We start from the raw sequence: 23,069 nt of genomic DNA on the forward strand, positions 1-23,069 counted from the left end.
TTCAACGAACTATTAAAAAACCATGATAATATGTCGAATAGCCGAAAATAAAAGGGATTTTCTTTTTTAAATTGTCGAAAAGGGTTAATTTTGCTTTTCGTTTTTAATAACAAACAGTTACAGAACAATTACATAAAAACTTATTATGGCAGAGAATGTACACACAAAGCTTTTCAGTGAATTTGCACCAAACACGACTCAAGAGTGGATGGACAAAGTAACTGCAGACCTAAAAGGGGCTGATTTCAATAAAAAGCTGGTTTGGAGAACAAACGAGGGCTTCAATGTCCAACCGATGTATCGTTTGGAGAATATGAAGGACCTCAAGTACTTGGATTGCTTCCCCGGAGAATTTCCTTACGTGAGAGGTAACAAAAAAGACAACAACTGGTTTATTCGTCAAGACATTAAGGTAGAGAATGTTGCAGAGGCGAATAAGAAAGCGTTGGACATTTTGAACAGAGGTGTTGATTCCTTAGGCTTCGTTATTTCTGATGGCAAGAACTTCACGAAAGCCGACATGGAGGCTCTTTTAAAAGATATTTGCCTCGACTGCATCGAAATCAACTTCGTTTTATGTTGCAATAAAGTTGCCATCCTTAATATGTTTAAAGAAGTGGTTACGGAAAAAGGAGTGAATCCGGAATCCATCCACGGAGGTATCAATATAGATCCGATCACGAAATTGGTTCTGGAAGGCAAGTTCTGTGATCCTCATCCTTTCAATGTTGTAAAAACGACCACGGAAGGAACGGCCCAGATGAAAAATTTCAAAAGCATCGAAGTCGGAGGATTTGTTTTCAACAATTCCGGTGCTTCCATTGTACAGGAATTGGGATTTAGTCTGGCTGCCGGTGTTGAATACTTAGATAAACTGACAGATGCCGGCATGGATATCAAAGATATCGCCCCCAGAATGCGCTTCCACTTTGCCACAGGCTCCAAATATTTCATGGAAATAGCCAAGTTGAGAGCCGCTCGTTTCTTGTGGGCTCAAATCGTGAAAGCTTACAACCCGTGCTGCGACTCCATCTGTAAAATGAATATACATGCTGAAACTTCAGAATGGAACAAAACGGTTTATGACCCGAATGTAAACATGCTTCGTACTCAAACGGAAGCCATGTCCGCTATTTTAGGCGGTGTTGATTCTTTCACCGTACACCCGTACGACTATATCTACGAATGCCATCCCTCTGAATTGGGTGAACGGGTGGCTCGCAACCAACAATTACTGTTAAAAGAAGAGTCTCATTTCGGCAAGATTGCAGACGTAGCCGGAGGATCTTATTATATCGAAGAGCTGACTCAGTTCATTGCTGAAGCTGCCTGGAAGTTATTCCTCGAAGTTCAGGAACAAGGCGGCATGCAGAAAGCTTTAGAGTCAGGCTTCGTTCAAGCCGCAATAAAGGCTACCGCCCAAAAGAGAGACCAGGACATCGCAAACCGCAAAGAAAACTTCTTGGGAACAAACCAATTCCCGAATTTCAACGAAAAGATCGACAAAGCTCTTTGTTCTTGCATCTTGGAACCGGAAGACTTCACCGCCCCCGATGCTGTTGTAGAAACATTGAAACCTTACCGCGGAACCCAGGCTTTTGAGGCTATGCGTTTAAGAACCGACATGTTTGCCAAAGAAAACGGACACCGTCCGGTCGTTTACATGTTCCCCATGGGCAATCTGGCCATGCGTAAGGCAAGAGCCCAATTCGCATGCAATTTCTTTGCTTGTGCCGGATTCCAGGTAATGGATAATAACGGATTCAAAACCGTGGAAGAAGGAGCAAAAGCCTGCTTGGACAACAAAGCCGATATCGTGGTAATCTGTAGTTCGGACGACGAATACGCGACGATTGCTCCGGAGATTTACGCTGCATTAAAAGACAAAGCCATTGTCGTTGTTGCCGGAAACCCGGAATCCAGACCGGAATTGGAAGCAATCGGTATCACCAACTATGTTCATGTAAAATGTAACGTACTGGAAGACCTGAAGGGTTACCAACAAAAATTGGGAATTAAATAGTTGACGATTTTAGATTTCAGATTGAGAGCACAGCCTTAATCATAATTACAAATTACAAAGATGAAACCGAATTTTAAAGATATAAATATCAAGTCATCACAAAAGCCTGCTACGACCGCTTCCGAGTGGGAGAAAGCCAATCAGATTGAAAAATCGTGGATGACCCCTGAACTTATACCGGTAAAACCCGTGTATACCGAAGAAGATTTGAAAGGTATGGAACACCTGGACTATGTAGCCGGTATTCCTCCCTACCTCCGCGGACCCTATTCCGGAATGTATCCGATGCGCCCCTGGACGATTCGTCAATACGCCGGATTCTCCACGGCAGAAGAGTCTAACGCCTTTTATCGCCGTAACTTGGCCGCCGGACAAAAAGGTTTGTCAGTGGCATTCGACTTGGCCACTCACCGCGGGTACGACTCCGATCACCCGCGCGTAATCGGAGACGTGGGTAAGGCCGGTGTTGCCGTAGACTCTATTTTGGATATGAAGATCCTGTTCGACCAGATTCCGTTGGATAAAATGTCCGTCTCCATGACGATGAACGGTGCGGTTCTTCCGATCTTGGCTTTCTATATCGTTGCCGGATTAGAGCAAGGAGCCACCCTGGATCAATTGTCAGGAACCATTCAGAATGATATCCTGAAAGAGTTTATGGTGCGTAATACCTATATTTACCCGCCTAAATTCTCTATGAAGATTATCGCCGATATCTTCGAATATACTTCCAAAAATATGCCGAAGTTCAACTCTATTTCTATCTCCGGATACCACATGCAAGAAGCAGGTGCTACCGCCGATATCGAGCTGGCTTATACATTGGCCGACGGTTTGGAATATCTGCGCGCAGGAGTGAACGCGGGAATGGATATCGATGCCTTCGCTCCGCGTTTATCATTCTTCTGGGCCATCGGTATGAACCACTTCATGGAGATCGCCAAAATGAGAGCCGGCCGTCTGTTGTGGGCAAAGATCGTAAAACAATTCAACCCGAAAAACCCGAAATCTTTGGCATTACGTACACACAGCCAGACTTCCGGTTGGTCCTTGACCGAACAAGATCCGTTCAACAACGTGGGACGCACTTGTATAGAAGCCATGGGCGCCGCTCTTGGACACACCCAGAGTTTGCATACCAACGCGCTGGATGAAGCCATCGCTCTTCCGACCGACTTCTCCGCACGTATAGCCCGTAATACACAGATCTATATCCAGGATGAAACCACCGTTTGCAAATCCATCGACCCGTGGGGAGGTTCCTACTACGTGGAGAGCCTGACGCAGGAATTGGTAGACAAAGCATGGGCTCATATCGAGGAAATCGAAAAATTGGGCGGTATGGCCAAAGCCATCGAATCCGGCATACCTAAACTTCGGATCGAAGAGGCAGCCGCACGTACGCAAGCCCGCATCGATAGCGGAGTTCAAACTATCGTAGGAACAAATAAATACCGTTTGGAAAAAGAAGATCCGATCGATATTCTTGAGGTGGACAATACTGCCGTACGGGAAGCACAAATTCGCCGTTTGCAAGAATTAAAAGCAAACCGTAATCAAGCTGAAGTGGATGCAGCCTTGGAGGCCATCACCAAATGTGCGGAAACCGGAGAAGGCAATTTACTGGAATTGGCCGTAGATGCTGCCAAGAAAAGAGCCTCTTTGGGCGAAATATCATACGCGTGTGAAAAAGTTGTAGGACGTTATAAAGCAGTTATCAGAACCGTGAGCGGAGTATATTCAAGCGTAGCAAAAGAAGACGAAGATTTCCGGAAAGCAAAAGAGTTAGCAGACAAATTTGCAGAAATGACCGGACGTCGTCCTCGTATCATGATTGCCAAAATGGGTCAGGACGGACATGACCGCGGTGCTAAAGTTGTTGCCACGGGTTATGCAGATCTCGGTTTCGACGTGGACATGGGACCTTTGTTCCAAACTCCGGAAGAGACCGCTAAACAGGCCGTGGAAAACGACGTACACGTAGTCGGAGTTTCCTCTTTGGCTGCCGGACATAAAACATTGGTACCCGCCGTTATCAACGAGTTGAAAAAATTAGGCCGCGAGGATATCCTCGTTTATGTAGGAGGAGTTATCCCTCATCAAGATTATCAATTCTTGTTCGATGCCGGTGCTATCGCCGTATTCGGTCCCGGAACCAAAGTATCCAAGAGCGCTATTCAGGTTCTCGAAATCCTGATCGATTTAGCTAAGAAATAATTTTCGAATGCTCTATAAAATAAAAAGAACTGTCTAATAAATATAGACAGTTCTTTTTTGCTTTAAGAAAATGGGAATAAATGTATATCCAAATCCAACCTCATTCTGTTAAAAAACAAGTGTAAAAAACACGTATTTTCGATTAGGTTTAATTTTTATTATTCCTTGACATTTTATTGTTAATTGTATGGATTTCTAAATATAACAACACTTGACTCCCTTGACGGTACTCCTACTCCAGCTTCATTTATAGCTGAAACACGAAATACCCCCCTGTCTCCTTCTTGCTTATTACGAACGGCATATGTACGCCCCTTCGTTATACCAACCTTTTCCCAGTACCAGTTGAATATATTTCTATACTCAATAAGATAACCCGTAATTGGTGCCCCCCCATCGTATTTGGGCGCTTCGTATGACAAGTCACATCCATCAACTCGTATTCTATCAATCTGCGGCTCCCCCGGAGCATCAGGAGTAATAAAAAAATCTGAATTGGCATACACTATCGTCGTAAGGGTTAAACCCAAACAGACGAATAAAAATAACTTCAAAATGTTTTTTCTAATCTTTTTCATAGTTTTATTAATTATAAGATTAATAACTTAAATATATCACTTACAAAATTAATATAATTTTTATATTTAAAAATAATTATATTTATTTTATTAAATAAATTATACTATAACGAATGAAAACTACTTTTATTACTTTTCACGGCATCCTTTTTTAACCGTAACCATGCAATCAAAGATCCGATTATCCCTATCTCGAAAATAGAAACGGATCTTCCTATTATCCGAGAATTAAAACTCCCATTTTAAAAGAGACAGCATACCATGCGGAGACATTCCGAAAAACTGCGGATGCCGTTATAGCTTAAACACGATAGAAAAATTATCGAAAAGAAAAGCAACCTCGAATTAGAAGACAGATCATTTTTGAGCTATCGGCTCTATACAGTAAATTTGTACTTGTTCAGGAATTTAGGCCGCTCGAAAAATGAATTAGCAGATACACCGGTAGATTCAATAATCGTAACAGGGAGACAAAACCGTAAACGAACGGCCTCCGCTTTCATAAAATTACTTTTCACGAGGCACCCTTCGCAAGTTTGTGAAGAGTGTCTCGTATATTTTTGAATCACCTCATTGTTTACACCACTCTTCCACGTGGTCTTTCGCGTACAAGAAATAGATAATCAAACCGATCCAGCTGGTCAACAAAAGAACAATGATAATCAGCAACTTGCAAGGCGTCGAAATGTTTTTCTTTACAAGATCAAGAATGGCATAAATTGTCGCCACGATCCCGATAATATAGATAATCAATCCCATAACATTTATTTATTTAAAATTAATACTGCAAAATAACCTGTTTTAGTCGAATTCATCAACTGAAAACAGAAATAAATACGACAAATTTTAAAATTTAACTTAAATAAAACCATAATTCCCATTTCTCATAAAATATACGCGTATCCTTTAGATCGCGTTCAGAAAAAATTCCCGTATATATACCCCTATTCTCGCTGCCCGACAGGAGTATCGACGGTGGATTAGCGCAACGGTATTCGGCCATAATAACATCGATACACGAATTCTTTCCCTTAAAAGTTTGCTTCAATATTGGAGTTCATTATATTTGTATACATAAATAATAGAAATGAATTCATCGGCAACCATACTACATTTGATCAAGAAAGACGAAAGCAATGCTTTCCAACTTCTTTTTGAACAATATTACGATAATCTACTATTGTATTCTTACCATATATCAGATGATTTGGAAGCCGCGGAAGACATCGTACAAGATTGTTTTATCGGCTTGTGGAACAGCAAAAAGCTCCACACGTTCACCGGAGATCTGGACCGGTATATTTATAAGATCGTCAAAAACCGCTCTCTACTTTTCCTGAAAGAACATAAAAAAAGATACGAAACCCAGCTCTCTTTTTCAAAAGAAAATGACATACATCACTACGACACGACGGAAGAGTACCAGGGAACAGCCGAAATTCTATATGAAACCGTAAACCTACTTCCCGAAAAATGCCGGAAAATATTTCTAATGGCCTGCTTGAACGACAAAGGGTATCAAGAGATTGCAGAGGAGATGAAAATCAGCATCAACACGGTAAAGACTCAAATGAAAACAGCTCTTAAATTCCTGCGTGAGAACCTTCAGGAAAAGATCTTCTTAACACTTTTATATTTATTAACAAAAAAAGATTGATTCTCTATCACCCTTTTTTCTTATTTTATAAATATATAAGAAAAGCGTGGTAAATGATGGAAAACAAGATCGATGAAATATTAGCAGACATACTGAACAACAATGCGTTGACAGACGATCAAAAACGATTGTTTAAAGAATGGGAATGTACTTCCGTTCAAAACGCAAAAATTGCAAGAATCATCCAGGAATTAACATTTCAGAAGAGGATACTGGATAAACACCAAAAAAGAGATACGGTTTTCGTCCAGATCAAACGAGAAATTTTCCGGAGAAAAAAACGGAGACGTATTTTCTGGTCATCTTGTGCCGCCGTATCCGTTTTGTTGGTAGGTTTTTACTTTGCCTTTAAATGGGAAAAACCGGCAGAAAAGAAATTTCACATGGATCAAATATACCTATCCGGTCTCTCTGTCACCAAACCTGCGGCGGAATTGATTTTACCGAACGGGAAAAAACAACTGCTCAGCCAAAACAAATCGACCGTCATCTTATCCGATGACAAGAAAAAGATTCGTACAGACAAACAAACCCTGATCTTCGAGTCCTACACAACCGAAGAACGGGTTCCCGAATTTTACACGATAAACGTCCCGTTCGGAGCGGAATACAACGTGATCCTCCCGGACGGGACCAAGACCTATCTTAACGCGGGGAGTTCCTTACGTTACCCCGATCAGTTTGCCGAAAAAAAACGAGAGGTTTTTCTAACCGGAGAAGGCTATTTTGAAGTTATCGACGATTCTTTACACCCGTTTATCGTACACACGGCAAATGTTTCGGTTCGGGCATTAGGAACCTCCTTTAACGTAAAGGCCTATCCCGACGAAACATGGATAAAAACGACATTGGAACAAGGTCGCGTGGAAACCCGATGCGGAGATCATCACGTTATCATGGTCCCCGGAACGCAAGTCGTATATAATAAACAAACCAAGGAAACAGACTACTTTCCCGTAAACACGCGGCAATTTACCTCCTGGAAAGACGGCTATTACGATTTTGAAGACATGTCTTTAGAGGAACTAATGCAAATCTTCTCCCGGTGGTATAATATCAAAATCGAATTCTCCGATTCGGAATTGAAAAACATAAAATTCAGCGGACGTTTAAAAAGATACGATGACCTCGAACCTCTATTCGATAGGTTGGAATATACCAGAGATGTAAAATTTGTCGTGGAAAAAGACCACATAACGATACAAGGGAAATAAAACACAGCAGGTTGAAAACCTGATCAATCTTCAACCTGCTTCTCTTCATAAATACATCCGACATCCCTGCAAGAAACGGATGTATCGATGTCAAATTATAATACTACAAATTTATGAAAAAAAAACGAGACCATGCATTACCAAGAAGTTGGAATACACGACGAAGAATGTTAATCTTTAAGAATTTCTTTGTGCTTTTGTTTTTGGGCGTATCTCTTTCCGTACCCATAACCCTGCAGGCACAACAGAAAAACAAGGTTACACTGGACTTAAAAGAGGTCACTTTAAACGAAGTGATTGCGGAACTGAAAAAACAAACCGATTACGATTTTTTTTACAACAGCGAATTGGCAAAATCGAAAGGAAAAATTTCCGTAAAGGCCGAAAACAAGGAAGTCAAACTGATTCTTGATGAAATTCTTCCCGGCTTGGGGTTGGAATACTCCATTCAAGGAAATTTAATCACGATCCGTGAAAAAACAACGGTATCCCTGCTTAAAATAAGCGGTAAGATTACGGATGAAAAAGGGAATCCCATTCCCGGGGCTACAGTAATTATCCACGGAACAACCCGGGGTGTTGCCTCCGATACCAACGGACGGTACGTAATTCCTGCAAAACCGGATGATGTACTAAAAGTCTCTTTTATCGGATATAAAACAGAGATCGTACCGATTAAGGGAAAAACCAAAATCAATATACGACTAAATCCTACCGCTGAAAATATCGAGGAGGTAACCGTGGTGGCCTTCGGGGAACAAAAGAAAGAGAGCGTGGTAGCGGCCATCACTACCGTTAACCCGGGAAGCCTGAAATCATCGAGTAGCGATCTGACCACCCAATTCGCAGGAAAGATCGCCGGCATCATCGGGTGGCAAACGGGAGGACTCCCCGGGGCATTGACGGAAGACGAGATGAATACCAAATTTTATATCCGGGGAATCACCTCGTTTCAAACTCATGCCAACATCGACCCGCTGATTCTGATCGACGGCGTGGAATCGTCGAAATTGGATTTAGCGCGCATGCCCGTCGAAGACATCGAGAGCTTCAGTGTGATGAAAGATGCCTCGGCAACAGCCATGTACGGGGCTCGCGGAGCCAACGGAGTAATCCTCGTCACAACTAAAAAAGGCGTGGAGGGTAGCGTATACACTTCCGTACGTTACGAGGCAATCACTTCCATGCCTACACGAAAAATCGACGTGGTCGATCCAGTGACTTACATGAAGATGTACAATCAAGCCCTCCTGGCTCGAAACCCGATGGCCATGCCGCAATACAGCGTAGAACGTATCGAACGCACCGGATCCGGCAAATATCCCTCCTTTGTCTATCCGGCCAACGACTGGTATAAGATTCTATTCCACGACCATTCCGTCAACCATCACATGGGATTGAATCTACGCGGCGGATCGAGGATTATACAATACTACGCTTCTGTCAATTATACCCGGGATGAAGGTATGCTAAAAACCGATAGACTGAACCAGTTCGACTGCAATATCAGTAACAACACGTTCACTTTTCGTACCAATCTGAATATCGATCTGAGTACAGGAATCAGGTTGCTGATCAACTCCACGGCTTCACTCGACAAATATCACGGTCCCTTCACTGATGTAACCCAAGCCTACGCCATGGCCTTTGCCGCTTCACCCGTGGATTTTGCACCCATGTATCCCGCAGATGAAACCTATGCCTGGCCACACCTGCGATTCGGAGCTACCACTCGGGAGAGTGTTAATCCTTACATGGCCATCCAAATGGGGTATAAGGAACGGAGTCGCTACTCGGCGACCACCCGGGCGGAATACATCCACAACCTCTCGTCCATAGTCAAAGGCCTTGAAATGAGAGCCAGTATCTCTTTGAATAAAATAGGATATTACGTCAATGCCTATAACACAGAACCCTATTTATACGCCTTATTGGACAATAATTACGATTTTGAAACGGGAAAACACACGTTATCCGCTCTGAATCCCAACACGGCCAGCAGAACTTTAGAAAAAAACAGAGAGGCAAGCGGCAGTAGCCAAAGTACGCAACTCGGTTACGAAGTACGTGCCTTGCATACGGCCGCCTGGAAAGAGCATCAAACCAGTTTGACCGCAGTTCTCGGTGTACAGGAAACCACCATCTCACAGACAGCATCCGTTTTGGACGGTATTCCCCGACGTAACATGGGTTTCTCCATGCGGGCTTCTTACGGGTATAAGGATCGTTATTTTGCAGAGGCGAGTTTCGGTTACAACGGCTCCGAGCGTTTTGCCAGAAATCACCAGTGGGGATTTTTCCCGGCTGTCGGGGCGGCATGGATCGCTTCCAAAGAGAGTTTGTTAGCCGACCATACCGCTCATTGGCTGTCTTTCTTGAAATTCAGGTTTTCATGGGGAAAGGTCGGTAACGACGGGATTATCTCCTCCCCCCGCTTTACTCATCTTCCGTTACTTACGGAAAGGCAAATTCCTGACCCCCGTCCTGGAGGACGAGGAGTAAAGACATACAAAATAGTCTCCTATCCCAACAATAAAATCAAATGGGAGATTGCCGAACAGATCAACATCGGTATCGAGACCAAACTATTTAAAGGTTTTTTAGAGGTGACGGCCGATCTCTACCAGGAAATCCGTCATAACATCCTCGACTACCGCATCACGATTCCGGCAAGCGTCGGTATCGAGGAGCATCAATTAGCCAATGTCGGCAAAGCCCGTTCCCGGGGAGTCGACCTATCGGGAAAAATCCAACACGCTTTCAATAAAGATTGCTGGATCATCCTCAACGGCACATTCACCTACAACAAGGCCGTTTACCTCAATATCGAGGAAGCCTCCGACAAACCTGCCTGGCAATTAAAAGAGGGGCACGAACTATCGCAATCTATCGGGTATATTGCAGAGGGACTATTTCGTGATCAGGCAGAAATCGACAACTCCCCCGTCCAGGGAGGCGACGTCATGCCCGGGGATATCCGTTACCGGGATCTGAACGGCGACGGAAAAATCGATGTCAACGACGCCACGCATATCGGTTTTCCGACCACACCGCGGATCATCTACGGCTTCAGCGGATTCATCAACTATAAAAACTGGGAATTTAGCTTTGCTTTCCAGGGATCGGGCAAACGGACCTTCTTTATGGACCCCATGCAAATCAATCCTTTTGTCGGAGATCGGGCCATGTTAAAAGCCATACACGACGACCACTGGAGCGAGAGCAATATGAAAGAACGTCCTTTTTGGCCCCGCCTTTCGACCCAGCCGATCAGCGTCCATAACCCGCAAGAAGACTGGGATGCCGGAACAGAAAATCGCAAAAGTACCTATTTCATGCGCGAGTGCCGTTTTTTGCGTTGCACGTCGATGGAGTTAGCCTACAACCTACCCGTTAATCTGATGACCAAATTAAAAATGCAAAATGCAAAGTTTTACGCCCGGGTAAATAACCCCTTTCTGATCAGTAATTTCAAAATATGGGACGTGGAGCTGGGAGATAACGGTTTCAGTTACCCGATACAGCGAACCTTCTCGATCGGAATGAACGTAAGTTTCTAATTTTAAAACGATTGAACAATGAAACATTCATTATATATTTTATGTACCGTCATGCTGTTATTCGCGTGTAGCGATTACTTGAATATGACACCTGAAAAAGATATCGATACGATAGAGACTATTTTTGAGCAACGCACGAGTGCTGATAGTTGGCTCGCCGGTATATACGGATTAACGACAATGTTAATGGCAAACATATGTGATAATGTAGCTTATTTAGGTGCAGATGAATTGGTTACCTGTAATAGACTCAGAAATGCAGCGGGAGGTAAAGGTAAATACGAATACCCGGGTTTTAAAATTTCCGACGGACTGCAAATGTCCCAAGCTCCTTATGATAACTTATGGGAAGAAGGCGGTATAAATAACTATTATAGTTCATTTTATGAACTCATACGTTCGTGTAATATTTTTATCGAGAATATCGATAACGTTTACAATATGTTAACAAGCGAAAAACGGCAATGGAAAGCGGAGGTCAAGGCCCTAAAGGCTTTTATCTATTTCGAGTTAGTTCGCCGTTACGGCCCGATCGTCCTTGTACCCGATAACATCGGTGTGGACGAAGACATGTCCAAGATGCAACAACCCCGGGTCCACGTGGACACCTGTTTCAATACCATCGTACGTCTACTCGACGAAGCCGTCCCATTTTTACCGACAACTACCACAAGAACATCAGACCGGGCACCCTATTTTTGCCAGGAATCTGCACTTGCCCTTAAAGCTCGGGTATTAGTTTATGCAGCCTCACCCCTTTTTAACGGTAACGAGTACTACTCGGATTTTAAAGGTAAGAACGGCGAGCCCCTTTTCAGTACTCAAAAAGATCCCGAGAAATGGAAACGGGCGGCAGAAGCTGCTGACGAAGCAATCCGAGTATCCGAGCAAGTCGGGCACCACTTGTATGATGGAACAAACAGCAAAGAGTCCGATTTGCTGAACAGAATGGGTGATATCGAATTTTCCATGTATTCCACGTTTTCGAATCCCGAATTCCTTTTGGAGTGGAAATACACAAGCGAAGGATTTTACAAGTTTTGTCTACCTCGATTTAAGTCCTCGGATTTGACTTATTTTAATGAAAAACTGTATGGTTGTCTCTCTCCTTCCATGAAAATGGTAGAGATGTATTACACGGAACACGGGCTTCCCATCGATGCCGACAATACTTGGAACTACAACAGCCGTTACCAAATGAGTAAGGAAGCCAGTTCGTTATATAAAAACGTGGTACCGCCCAACACGGAAGTACTTCAACTTCACTTGCGTCGAGAGCCCCGTTTCTACGCCTGTATTGCGGCCGACCGCCTTCACTGGCAACTCGGCACGAATACTCCTCGCGACGATTATAACCTGATCGTGAAAGCCTATAAAGGAGAACAGTTCGGCTCCCAATACGATATCGTTACCAGCAATTCCTGGCAAAACATCAACGGTTATTGGCTAAAAAAACACTCGTATTCTACCTGGGCTACCAGAACATATCAGGGAAATCTTACCCGGGAAGAAACCTTACCGATCATCCGCTTGGCGGAACTTTACCTGATTCAGGCCGAGGCTTGGAACGAATATTTAGAGAAACCCGACAACCGGGTATATGCCCCGCTAAATAAAGTACGCAAACGAGCCGGAATCCCAGACGTGCTAACCGCATGGAAGTCCTATTCAAAAAATCCCGATAAGGTCGATTCCCGGGAAGGGATGCGCGAAATTATCCGTCAGGAGATCAATATAGAACTCGCATTCGAGGGACACCGTTACTGGAACCTCCGCCGTTGGAAAATCGCACACGAAAAGCTAAATGAAAAACAATACGGGTGGAACGTACTCGGCGAAACGGCTCGGGGATTTTACAACAATTTCGAAGGTCCCGTGGTTATCTGGAACAAGTGCAAATTTACGGCCCCGAGAGACTATCTCAACCCGATCAGGGCGGAACAAGTATTGATTTCCGGAGTGGTTCAAAATCCGGGGTGGTAAAAACGGACATCATAAAAAAAACATTAAAACGGTCAATCATGAAACATATTTTATTTATATCAATCATACTCTTGGGATTTTTTGCCTGTTCGAAAGACGATCACCTTGCATTCGACGCAACTATGCCCAAGGACAATATCCGGTTCAAAGCTTTGCCGGGTGGAGCTGCAATGTATTACGACCTACCTTCCGATTTTGAAATTTTCGCCATTAATATCCGCTATATCGATTCCAGGGGTTACGAGGTATTAAAAACCGGAGGTTACGGATCTGACTCGCTTCTTATCGACGGTTTTAACGAGGCCCGACAAAAAGTCTCCGCCCGTGTCTCCCTCGTGAATAACCGGAACGAGGAGTCGGCCCCTTTCGAGGTGACCTTTGACACGCAGGACTCCGCACCATACGCTTTTTTCAATACGGCGGAAGTCTCCTCTTACTGGGGTGGTTTTCAAGTAATATACAATACACCCGAACGAGTATCGGGAATGGCACACGTTCTTTATTTGGGTACCAATCCCCTGACCCAACAAGAAGATACCATCCTGTTAAAAAGTTTTCCGATTAATAAAGGGGGGGACACCATCAAGTTTCATTTGCAACAAGATCAGACAATGAATACCGTGGTTATTCGTACCGAGGACTACCGTGGTTATCGCGTAAGACAAAAAATATGGAAAGACGTGGAATCTTTCTATTTCGAGAAATGGAACCTTTCCGAAGAGAATTTTTTTGCGGGCGATCTTTCTATCGAAAACGAAGAAGCCTGTACGGGAGTAAATTATTTGTTTAACGGAGATACGAAAGGAGAAGAGCGTTTTAAAACTAAGAAAAAGGAAAAAGTTTACACTTTTGTGGCTGGCCCCAACGCACAAGGGAACCCTTTTATCATAGACTTGAAAGAAGAAAAAATCCCGGCCAGTATCCGAATATACGGTATGCTGAACCTGGGAATCTATTTTACCCGAAAAGATGAACTTTTAGGAACGGTATGGAACTCAGCATACACGAATAAACTCCCCTGCGAAGTAACAGTTTACGCGGGTAATGAGAAGGAGGGCAATCCTTCCTCGTGGACAAAGATCGGCTATTTTTATCAGCATCCGGCAACAAAAGACAAAGATAGATGGTCATGGCCTTGTTCAAATATAAACTATGAAGGAAGGATGGAGTCCTTGGAAATGCTTGAAGCTACCGATCCGGCTTATTTGGAAATACTCTTTCCTGCCACTCCAATAAGATATCGCTATATAAAATTGATAGTGAACGATACATACGAATACTATTATCCTGGTGTAGATGAAAATAATGGTAAATATATTTCAATACAAGAGTTGGAAGTTTACGTAAAAAAAGATTAAGTTATGAAAAGAATAAAATATTTGGTAAACTTACTGATAGCGACGGTGGTATCAGTAAGCTGCGGAGAAAGTCTGGAAGACACGTACAGCGACTATGCCGGTAACGGTAAGATCCGTTATCCGGCGAAATGTTCCGACTTAGAGGTAACCGTCGGATGGAAACGGTTGGAATTAAAGTGGAACAACGGCGTGGATGCCTTCACCGATAAGATAAAAGTATCTTGGTCTGCCTCAAATATACAACACGACTCCTTGTTAGAAAAATCCGCAACATCGTGCGATCTTCGTAATTTGGGAGACGGGACCTATCGCGTAGACGTTTGTGCCGTGGATAAAAACGGTAACGAATCGTTAATCGTATCGAATTATGCCCGCCCTTACACGGAGGATCACGAGGCCGTACGGACCTTCACGAGAGCAGTCACCAAATTCTATAAAGTCAAAGACAATCTGGTCTTTTTTATGGATCAATGGAATGACAATATTGTAGAAATAAAGCTCAATTACACCGACACGCAAGGCAAAAGTCAAATCTACCCGCTGACCGAAGAGAAGTTCAACGAAGAGTTTACGGTCTTGGAAGATGTGGATCATGACAAGCCGATCACGATCGATCGTTTGGGAAAATTAGAAGGATGTCCGGATATTATTCGTTTTGCCCCCGTGCTATTGGGTAACGAGCGGACTTTTTCCTCGGATTTCAAATCGGCCATACGGCAACGTTACGGTTATAACGATCAAAGCACGGCTGAAGAAGCGGCATTCAGACACTTTGTCGATACGGTCAGAATACTCGAATTCGATTATGACGCAACCACTTTCGAAGATGTTCTCTATTGCCCGAAGCTCGAAAAGTTGCTACTCGGTAAAAATCGTTACCTCTACCCCGATCCCGCCTACTCAACCCCGGAAGACAACAGCCTCCTTTATGAAAAAGAACGCAGTCTCCGCGTATTGGATGCGGCAAACGGATTAACGGGATTAAACGTCGAACGTTACCACAACCACTATTTCGGTAATATCCACCGGAACTACATCCGGGAGATGGGCTATCCCGACCGGAAAGAATTGGACAAACTCCATTATATCCCCCAAACAGAAGTAGAGGCCATTAAATGTTCTGTCCCCGATAGCGACAGTGATACCTATCTAACTGATCTATTGGACAACGACCCGAATACCTGGTGGGAATCTTCCGTATCTCCGATATCCCGTACTTACGAGTTAACCATCGTATTGAAAAAGCCCCAAAGAGTACGCGGGATCAAGATAACACAAATGCTGTTCGATCCCACCAAGGACAGGGATTCGCCACATTATTTGCCCCCTTCCGTTATCATCAAAACCTCGACCGACCAGATCGACTGGAAAAACGTCACTTACATGGAAGAGAACATTCTCGGCAAAGGTTCCGGCGAGGTTACCTTACTACCAATCGCCGAAGGTTCCAGAGAGATCCGATACATCAAAATCATTCTACACGACGAAGTAAACAAAGGTATATTCAGAATCAAATTAGCAGACATCGTAGCTTATCAGTAGTATCAGTCAAACCCGTCTAACAATAACACCCGTTAGACGGGTTATTAACCAATAAAAAAAATCAAACGAATGCAACAAAACAAGCCAAATACCCGTTCACGAAAAATATGGAATAAAAAATTTTGACAGATTTGTTTATGCATAATATTTATAAACACTGTTCGGCTTAGAATAAGGTAGTAAAATACTTCGTGTGAATATTTGAGCGATTGTTTTCAAACTCTATGCAATATCAAGCGGCACATACCAAGAGCAAAACTGTTCATCGAAATAAACACTTCCTTAACAAAATTATTCCCGGTATCCCGATCATTGTTCACTACCGTGAAGACGATACAAGGACACTTTCTCTACTGGACAAGACAATGCGAGAGTATAATATGAAGGACATCGATAGAACCTACCGTAACCGTGTATAATTTACGCTCTTCATCCCATTGCATCTCTACATTAGGAGAAATATATTTTGTCAATTCATGCTTGAGGATCGATTGATCCTTTACAGGAAAGTCTGCCCTTGCTATATCGATTTTCAAAAAATAATTATTATCTGATTGACGCAAATATCTCATGTCTACATACACTTTTGATTCTTCGTTTCGCATACGAATACTGGAATCCCATGTGATGTTTTTATGAAATCTCCATCCGTTTATATCTTCATGACCATATTTTTCTTTCAAATCATGATATAAACGCATATTTTTAACAGATATAGGCTTTGCCCACGAACGTTGCACAAGCATCCAACCGTAATTATCTGCCCAATAGAGGTGTTTTGTATTACAATATTCCAACAAATAGTTGTAATGCACAAATTCTGCCCATGGATTATTGGGATTCTCTGGATATGTTTCTTTCATTTTCTCCAAAATAATTCCGACATCTGAACCTTCAATCCTGTCAAATCGATTTAGAAAAGCTAAAAACTCCAGGCTATTGGCGGCAAAAATATCTTTCCACTCGTTCGAATAGAATCCAAATTTCTCATTATTTGGATAATGAGGCATCCGGCAAGTTATCAAAGACTGCCGGACAAGATCACTGGTCCAGTCTGCATTCTCGTTAAAGATTTTATGGAAATTGCAACATATCCTCTTAAATTCAAGGAAAGAGAATCTTTCATTTTCTTTCGACCAATTCATCAAAGCTTTGATTTCTCCATTCCAGAAGTTTAAAGATTGTTCTTTCCAAATAGCATTTTCTACTACCCTGTCTCGCGCATCACGGCATATCATCACTTTTTCAAACTCATGCCCGGTAACAATACTCTTTATACGTTCATCATTAGAATCCAAAATAAAATCATAAAAGGATAATGGGCTTTCTTTATATTTTGATAAAAAGTATAAATAATCTATGTGCTTTTTAATCTTGTTCCGTCGCACTTGGTTTAGGATGGTCTGATAAACTCGTTCATATTCAAAGTCGTCTTCCTGTTTTTTTATAATCTCCGTAAGTAACGCCTTTAACACATAAAAATTTCCATCACTTTCCTTATCACCATAGATACCTTCCACCTCGGCCTTATATCTGCCATTAGATAATTTTGAAAGTCGTACGATAGCATCCATATACAGTTCTATGTCCTCAAGACTTATACTCTCTGCATCTTCAACGGGTTTGATGTAGTTATGCTCACCACGAGTAATAAGTTCAAGTACAATTCGTACCATATTGTTCATTGCATTATCTATGGACTCTATTTTACGTTCGCCACGCAACGATTTATCAAAGAAAAATTCTTCCCAATCATCCCACTTTTTCCCATACGTCTCCTTATCCCATATATCCTTCACTTTGTTTAATAAACGCGGTTTTATCTGTTCCGAATCCGTCAGCTTTTCTCCTCTACTGTTCATCGTAATATACAGCTCTTCCCCTTGCGAAGTTTGGTCTACGTCAAAGTACCAAAAGCAAACCTTGTCCATAACTACTTCATAGGTTAAATTTGTCAATTTTGACGAAAGTTCCTCAAATACATCAAGAGCACCTAACATAGATTCTATTGTAGGATCATTAGAATATTCGCTTTTAAACCATACCTGATCTTTTATCGTTTTGGAATCTATTACTTTAGATTTGAGTAGGTGAGCAAAAAATGATTCTGTATGTGTCCGCACTCTATAAGAGAAAGCGGGCATCTTGCTATCAAGGTGATGAAGTTTCAAATAATTAAAATAGACAACAGGATTATCTTTTAGAGACAAATGATAGAGAAGAAGCAACACGGTTGTATACCGCTGCTGCCCATCTATCAGATAGTGTTCAGTTCCCGATTGATATGAATACAAAAAACCGATGTTCGCTTCCCCATGACAAACCCTGTCATTTAAATCTTTAAGGAATTGTATGAGAACATTTTTGTTCCTGCTATCTCCCCACACATATTCACGTTGTATTTCAGGAACAACGAAATAGTGGTTGCAAAGCAAATCGAATACAGTCTTCTTTTCCATAATTCCACTAATTAATCCTCTTGGCTAATTTCAGGGAAATTCAAATATTTACTGATACGCATATCTATTTTCTGAATGGTTTTTAAAATGTCATCGTCAGACCAAAATATTTCGTTATCATTTATTCCGTTGTTGTCCATATTTTTCAATTTTGAAATGAATACGCTGAAAGTATGTGGACGAATATAACAGTTATTCATTATAAACTCATTAGCTATTCTATCCATTTTCAATGTATGTTTGTCATTTCCATAACTACGATTTATACTCTCATGCAGCAAAACGATATTACCTATGGAATTCAACCCGTTACGGTTCTCATCAAGTTGCGCTTCTTTATCCTCTTCTGTAATATTTTCTTCATTAATACGACGAGTTTGAGAACGTACATGTTCTTTATCTTCTTCTTTTATGCGTTTGAAATAATCTGTTTGAATTCGCTTAATAACAGTTGTCACACTATTTTTTTGTTTCTTTTCAATAGGAAGTATATCCAGAAGAGGTAATAATTTAATTGTAAAATCGTTTGTATACCAATCATACGATGTATCAAGAATCGCTTTTCTCAAAGCTATAAGTTCTTCTCCGGATTGTTCCGTTTCACCTGAAAAATGGAAAGCCAATTGTTCATTAATTATTCGTTTGATTTCATCTATAAATAAACGCTTTGAATTTGAAGTTTTCCAAATACGCCAAAGCCTCTCAAAAGTAACCGTGGAGCCCTTGAAATTATACATAAGATAGCCGACTAAGTTGTAAATCTCATCATTACTATACCAATCTACCATCGTAAAATGAAATTCTTCCACTGCATTATAAAATTCGAGATGATCGTCACTATTATCACCGTTTAAGTCAAGACCATTTTCAAAGAATCTTAATTCCAAATCACGATCACTCTTCAATTCTGTAAAGTATTCCTTATATGCCTCGTAAAATGCATAATACAGTAAATCAATAGGATATTGACTATATTTGAACGAACGATTTTGAGATATTCTATTTGGCAGTAATTGTTCAAAGTAATTGCGTACATCTCTGTCAGACCACCATTTATTCATCTTGTCAAGTTCAATACCCAATTTCACACGAAACTCGTTGATCTTCCCTCGTGAAGACACGGTGATATCGATATTCAGATTGATATCTTCATTGGTAATCTGTCGAAGCTGTTCCTTTGAAATCATAGACGGGTATTTCTGTTTTGCAGCTCTGGTAATAAGTATTGCACGAACTAAATCTGCTCCATCAAGATCAACTTTGCCCCCATTGAGACTTGCAAAAACGGTCTCTTCATCGCCACTATCAACTTTGTTCACAATAATAATTAGGTTATCGAGTATCACTTCGGGGGCTAAATCGTTTTTTTTAAACCAATCGTCTATGGCACGAGCAACTTCCATGATATAATATTGGTCTTTCGATTTTGCTTTATCCGGATTTATATTAGTATTCCACAAGGAACCTGAAATAATTTCCGTACGCAAGAATTCATCGGTTGTCTTTCGAACCGAATATCTGAGAATGTCAGAATTACTCTCGAGGATACGGTTCATCATATTTCGCTGAATGTATGAAACGATAATAAACAATGTCGTAAGACGCTGTTGTCCGTCTATAACATTCATGCAAACCTTTTCATTCAATTTACTTTTTGTAATAGTAATATTCTGTAAGCAATAAAATGCCTCAGAATCACCCTTTCTAAAGTTCTTCAGGTCGTTGAGCAACTGTTTCACGTTGTCTGCCGTCCATTTGTAACCCCGTTGATATTCCGGTATATTAAAGAAATCACAACCCTGCGAAGGTAAATAATCTCTAAATACTTTACGTACGCTATATATTAGTTCGTCCATATAACTATATTTATCAACATCTTTTCTTTTTTCCGAAATTTTTCCATTTCATGGTATTGTCATAAAGCATCATTCCACAAAGTTTATCGATAAACACACGGGTTCTTTGCCATAAAACTTTATTTAATATCACAAAACTATATAAAGGCATGTCAATTCAATACACAAGTTGTGGAAAAATTCAATTTAGTTTTACTTATATTGTTGCGCATCAAAGGTCACCATATACATTAAAACGGTAAAAGTTGTTTTATCTTACCGGAAGCAAAATAACGAAGACCAGAAATCTGATCAATACACTATATCTGTTCCTACAAACAACTTAGCTATAGCCATTCGAAGACATCTATCCGTTTTATTCGCCTATTCGATAGATTTATCGTAACTTTGCCACCGCTAATAACAATAATATGTTCCATTTTTCAGATATCAATTTTACGACAATTATCGACTACATCGGAACCTTTGCTTTTGCAATCAGTGGTATCCGATTAGCATCAGCAAAGAACTTCGATTGGTTCGGGGCATACGTGGTCGGGGCAGCCACGGCTATCGGTGGCGGAACCACCCGGGATCTTTTGCTCGGAGTGACGCCTTTCTGGATGCACCAGCCCTCTTATTTAATCGTTACGGCACTTGCCTTAGGCTTTGTTATCCTTTTCGGAAAACACGTGATCAGATTGAATAACACCTTCTTTATCTTCGATGCCATCGGATTGGGACTATTCACCGTGGTCGGCATTGAAAAAAGTCTGTTAAGCGGATTTCCTGCCTGGGTGGCGATTATCATGGGAATGACAACCGGAGCCGTCGGGGGAGTTATCCGGGATATCTGTATCAACGAGGTTCCTCTGATTTTCCGAAAAGACATTTACGCGATAGCCTGCATCATAGGAGGATTCATCTATTTTTTCTGCGATTTTATACAAATCGGCCCGGTATCTACTCAAATCGTCACGGCAATCAGTGTCATCATCATTCGTGTCTTAGCCGTAAAATATCATATCAGTTTGCCCGTGTTAAAAGGAGAGCATCACAATAATCCATAAACTTATATACGGTCCCGATCGGATCATAGAGAGGAACCACTCCGATCGCAGGAGATACGATAATCTAAAGTTTAAATCGTAAATTTCTCCTTAATCTCTAAAATCCCCCAATTATTTAATCGAACAATTTCAAAATCCCTTAATCTCAAGATCATTCAATAACTTAAATCTTTGAATCTAAAAGTTCTCCTCTGAGTTCTCTATGCCGACAGCAATTTCAGGGATAATGCCTTTTTCCACGTAAACAGGCCGGGTCAGGCGGCGGATCAACGGGCGATAATGCTCGAAAAGGCAAGCAGCCAATACGCAACCGATACCCGAACACATAATGATAGCGGGTAACCCGATATACTTTTCAATAGCTCCCAAAACCATGCTCCCGATCGGAGCCATCCCCGTAAAAGTCATGGCCATATATCCCATAACCCGCCCCCGCTTGTCCTCATCGGACAAAGTCTGCAACAACGTATTGACGGAAGCTACTGCCGCTATTATGAAAAAACCGATCGGTATGCATAAGATCGTTGCCACCCAGGGAACGGAGACAAAAGATATCAGAATAATCCCGATTCCAAGTAAGAGTGTGGATAACATCACCACCTTTCCCAACCCCAACACGCTTTTCCGGGCCGCCAGATAGAGGGCCGCCCCGAAAGAACCGATCCCGATACTGGAGAGCAATACGCCCAACATCTCGCTCTCTCCCCCGAGGATCGTCTTCACGTATGCCGGAATAAAAGTCATCAACGGGATACCGAAAAAGCTAACGCTACTCATTAATAACAATAAAGTCCGTATAGGAATATTTTCCCATACATACCGAAATCCGTCTTCTATATCCACCCATACCCGCTGAACAACCGGTTTCGGCCGGAAAGGGGTCAAACGCATCATCAATAAAGCAACAATAACACCCAAATAACTGATTCCATTCAATAAGAAACAATATCCCTCCCCGAATAATCCGATCAATACACCTCCTACAGCCGGACCTATTAACCGGGAACCGTTAATTACCGCTGAATTTAAAGCTATGGCATTCCCCAAATTCTCTTTCGGAACCAAACTCGGATAAAACGATTGCCGGGTAGGGTTATCCAGGGCATTGATCAAACCGATAAATACACTTAAAACTAAAATATGCCACACTTCGATCCAACCCGATAAGGTCAACCAAGCCATAATCAACGCTTGCAACATAGATAAACTTTGGGTAAAGATCAAAATATGACGACGGTTAAAACGATCGACAAAAACACTCATGAAAGGTGTCACGAGCAAGATCGGAATCTGAGCCATAAAAGTCACCGTGGCTAACAAAAAAACGGAACCCGTCAAACGGAATACCAACCAGCTCATGGCGATTTGCTGCATCCACGTTCCGATCAGAGAAACACATTGCCCGCCAAAATAAAGACGGAAATTATAATTTTTCAAAGAAGAAAAAATATAAAAAAAAGCACTCGAGTTATTGGGTAATAACTCTCGCCATCCTTTTCTTCCTCCCCAAAATTTCTTTTTATTTTTATCCTCATGCATTCCGATCAGAAATCTAACTTAGGCAAAAGTAGTC

Annotated in this window: 14 protein-coding genes; 9 read left to right on the top strand and 5 right to left on the bottom strand. The window is 41.8% G+C overall.

What is annotated here, in order from left to right:
* Window positions 1-145: 145 nt before the first annotated feature.
* On the top strand, window positions 146-2,023 hold the full coding sequence (locus BN3283_RS12265; protein WP_041505287.1) for a methylmalonyl-CoA mutase family protein: 1,878 nt from the start codon (window positions 146-148) through the stop codon (window positions 2,021-2,023).
* Between the two features lie 60 nt (window positions 2,024-2,083).
* Window positions 2,084-4,240 (top strand): methylmalonyl-CoA mutase, encoded by a 2,157-nt coding sequence (gene scpA, locus BN3283_RS12270; RefSeq protein ID WP_041503154.1) that lies wholly within the window; start codon window positions 2,084-2,086, stop codon window positions 4,238-4,240.
* 179 nt (window positions 4,241-4,419) lie between these two features.
* Here the strand turns inward: scpA and BN3283_RS12275 are convergent, their stop codons facing one another.
* Window positions 4,420-4,818 carry a fibronectin type III domain-containing protein gene (locus BN3283_RS12275; protein WP_059026785.1) on the bottom strand — a complete coding sequence of 133 codons (399 nt, stop codon included), beginning with the start codon at window positions 4,816-4,818 and terminating at the stop codon, window positions 4,420-4,422.
* 570 nt (window positions 4,819-5,388) lie between these two features.
* Entirely contained in the window at window positions 5,389-5,577 is a 189-nt protein-coding gene (locus BN3283_RS12280; RefSeq protein ID WP_041505285.1) for a PLDc N-terminal domain-containing protein, read from the bottom strand.
* 328 nt (window positions 5,578-5,905) lie between these two features.
* Between BN3283_RS12280 and BN3283_RS12285 the strand changes: the two genes are divergently transcribed.
* The 6 genes from BN3283_RS12285 to BN3283_RS12310 all read left to right on the top strand — a co-directional run bounded on the left by BN3283_RS12285 (window position 5,906) and on the right by BN3283_RS12310 (window position 16,132).
* The gene (locus BN3283_RS12285) at window positions 5,906-6,475 is read left to right on the top strand and encodes an RNA polymerase sigma-70 factor (RefSeq protein ID WP_059026786.1); all 570 of its coding nucleotides are present in this window, start codon (window positions 5,906-5,908) and stop codon (window positions 6,473-6,475) included.
* A 53-nt stretch (window positions 6,476-6,528) separates the two neighbouring features.
* Entirely contained in the window at window positions 6,529-7,689 is a 1,161-nt protein-coding gene (locus tag BN3283_RS12290; protein ID WP_059026787.1) for a FecR family protein, read from the top strand.
* A gap of 113 nt (window positions 7,690-7,802) precedes the next feature.
* Entirely contained in the window at window positions 7,803-11,249 is a 3,447-nt protein-coding gene (locus tag BN3283_RS12295) for a TonB-dependent receptor (RefSeq protein WP_059026788.1), read from the top strand.
* An 18-nt stretch (window positions 11,250-11,267) separates the two neighbouring features.
* Window positions 11,268-13,232, top strand: a complete 1,965-nt coding sequence (locus tag BN3283_RS12300) for a RagB/SusD family nutrient uptake outer membrane protein (protein ID WP_059026789.1) — start codon at window positions 11,268-11,270, stop codon at window positions 13,230-13,232.
* Between the two features lie 38 nt (window positions 13,233-13,270).
* On the top strand, window positions 13,271-14,590 hold the full coding sequence (locus BN3283_RS12305) for a DUF4959 domain-containing protein (RefSeq protein WP_059026790.1): 1,320 nt from the start codon (window positions 13,271-13,273) through the stop codon (window positions 14,588-14,590).
* Between the two features lie 3 nt (window positions 14,591-14,593).
* Window positions 14,594-16,132, top strand: a complete 1,539-nt coding sequence (locus tag BN3283_RS12310; RefSeq protein ID WP_059026791.1) for a DUF4998 domain-containing protein — start codon at window positions 14,594-14,596, stop codon at window positions 16,130-16,132.
* Between the two features lie 350 nt (window positions 16,133-16,482).
* Here BN3283_RS12310 and BN3283_RS12315 read toward each other — a convergent pair whose 3' ends face one another.
* Complete coding sequence (locus BN3283_RS12315) at window positions 16,483-18,591, bottom strand: DUF262 domain-containing protein (RefSeq protein ID WP_059026792.1); 2,109 nt, start codon at window positions 18,589-18,591, stop codon at window positions 16,483-16,485.
* 11 nt (window positions 18,592-18,602) lie between these two features.
* Window positions 18,603-20,447: a DUF262 domain-containing protein gene (locus tag BN3283_RS12320; protein ID WP_059026793.1), complete on the bottom strand. Its 1,845-nt coding sequence runs from the start codon at window positions 20,445-20,447 to the stop codon at window positions 18,603-18,605.
* 410 nt (window positions 20,448-20,857) lie between these two features.
* Between BN3283_RS12320 and BN3283_RS12325 the strand changes: the two genes are divergently transcribed.
* Window positions 20,858-21,496: a trimeric intracellular cation channel family protein gene (locus BN3283_RS12325; RefSeq protein WP_041503167.1), complete on the top strand. Its 639-nt coding sequence runs from the start codon at window positions 20,858-20,860 to the stop codon at window positions 21,494-21,496.
* A 177-nt stretch (window positions 21,497-21,673) separates the two neighbouring features.
* Here the strand turns inward: BN3283_RS12325 and BN3283_RS12330 are convergent, their stop codons facing one another.
* Complete coding sequence (locus tag BN3283_RS12330) at window positions 21,674-23,035, bottom strand: MFS transporter (protein WP_059026794.1); 1,362 nt, start codon at window positions 23,033-23,035, stop codon at window positions 21,674-21,676.
* Between the last annotated feature and the right edge of the window lie 34 nt (window positions 23,036-23,069).

This window comes from Gabonibacter massiliensis, assembly GCA_001487125.1.
Lineage (GTDB): Bacteria > Bacteroidota > Bacteroidia > Bacteroidales > Marinifilaceae > Gabonibacter > Gabonibacter massiliensis.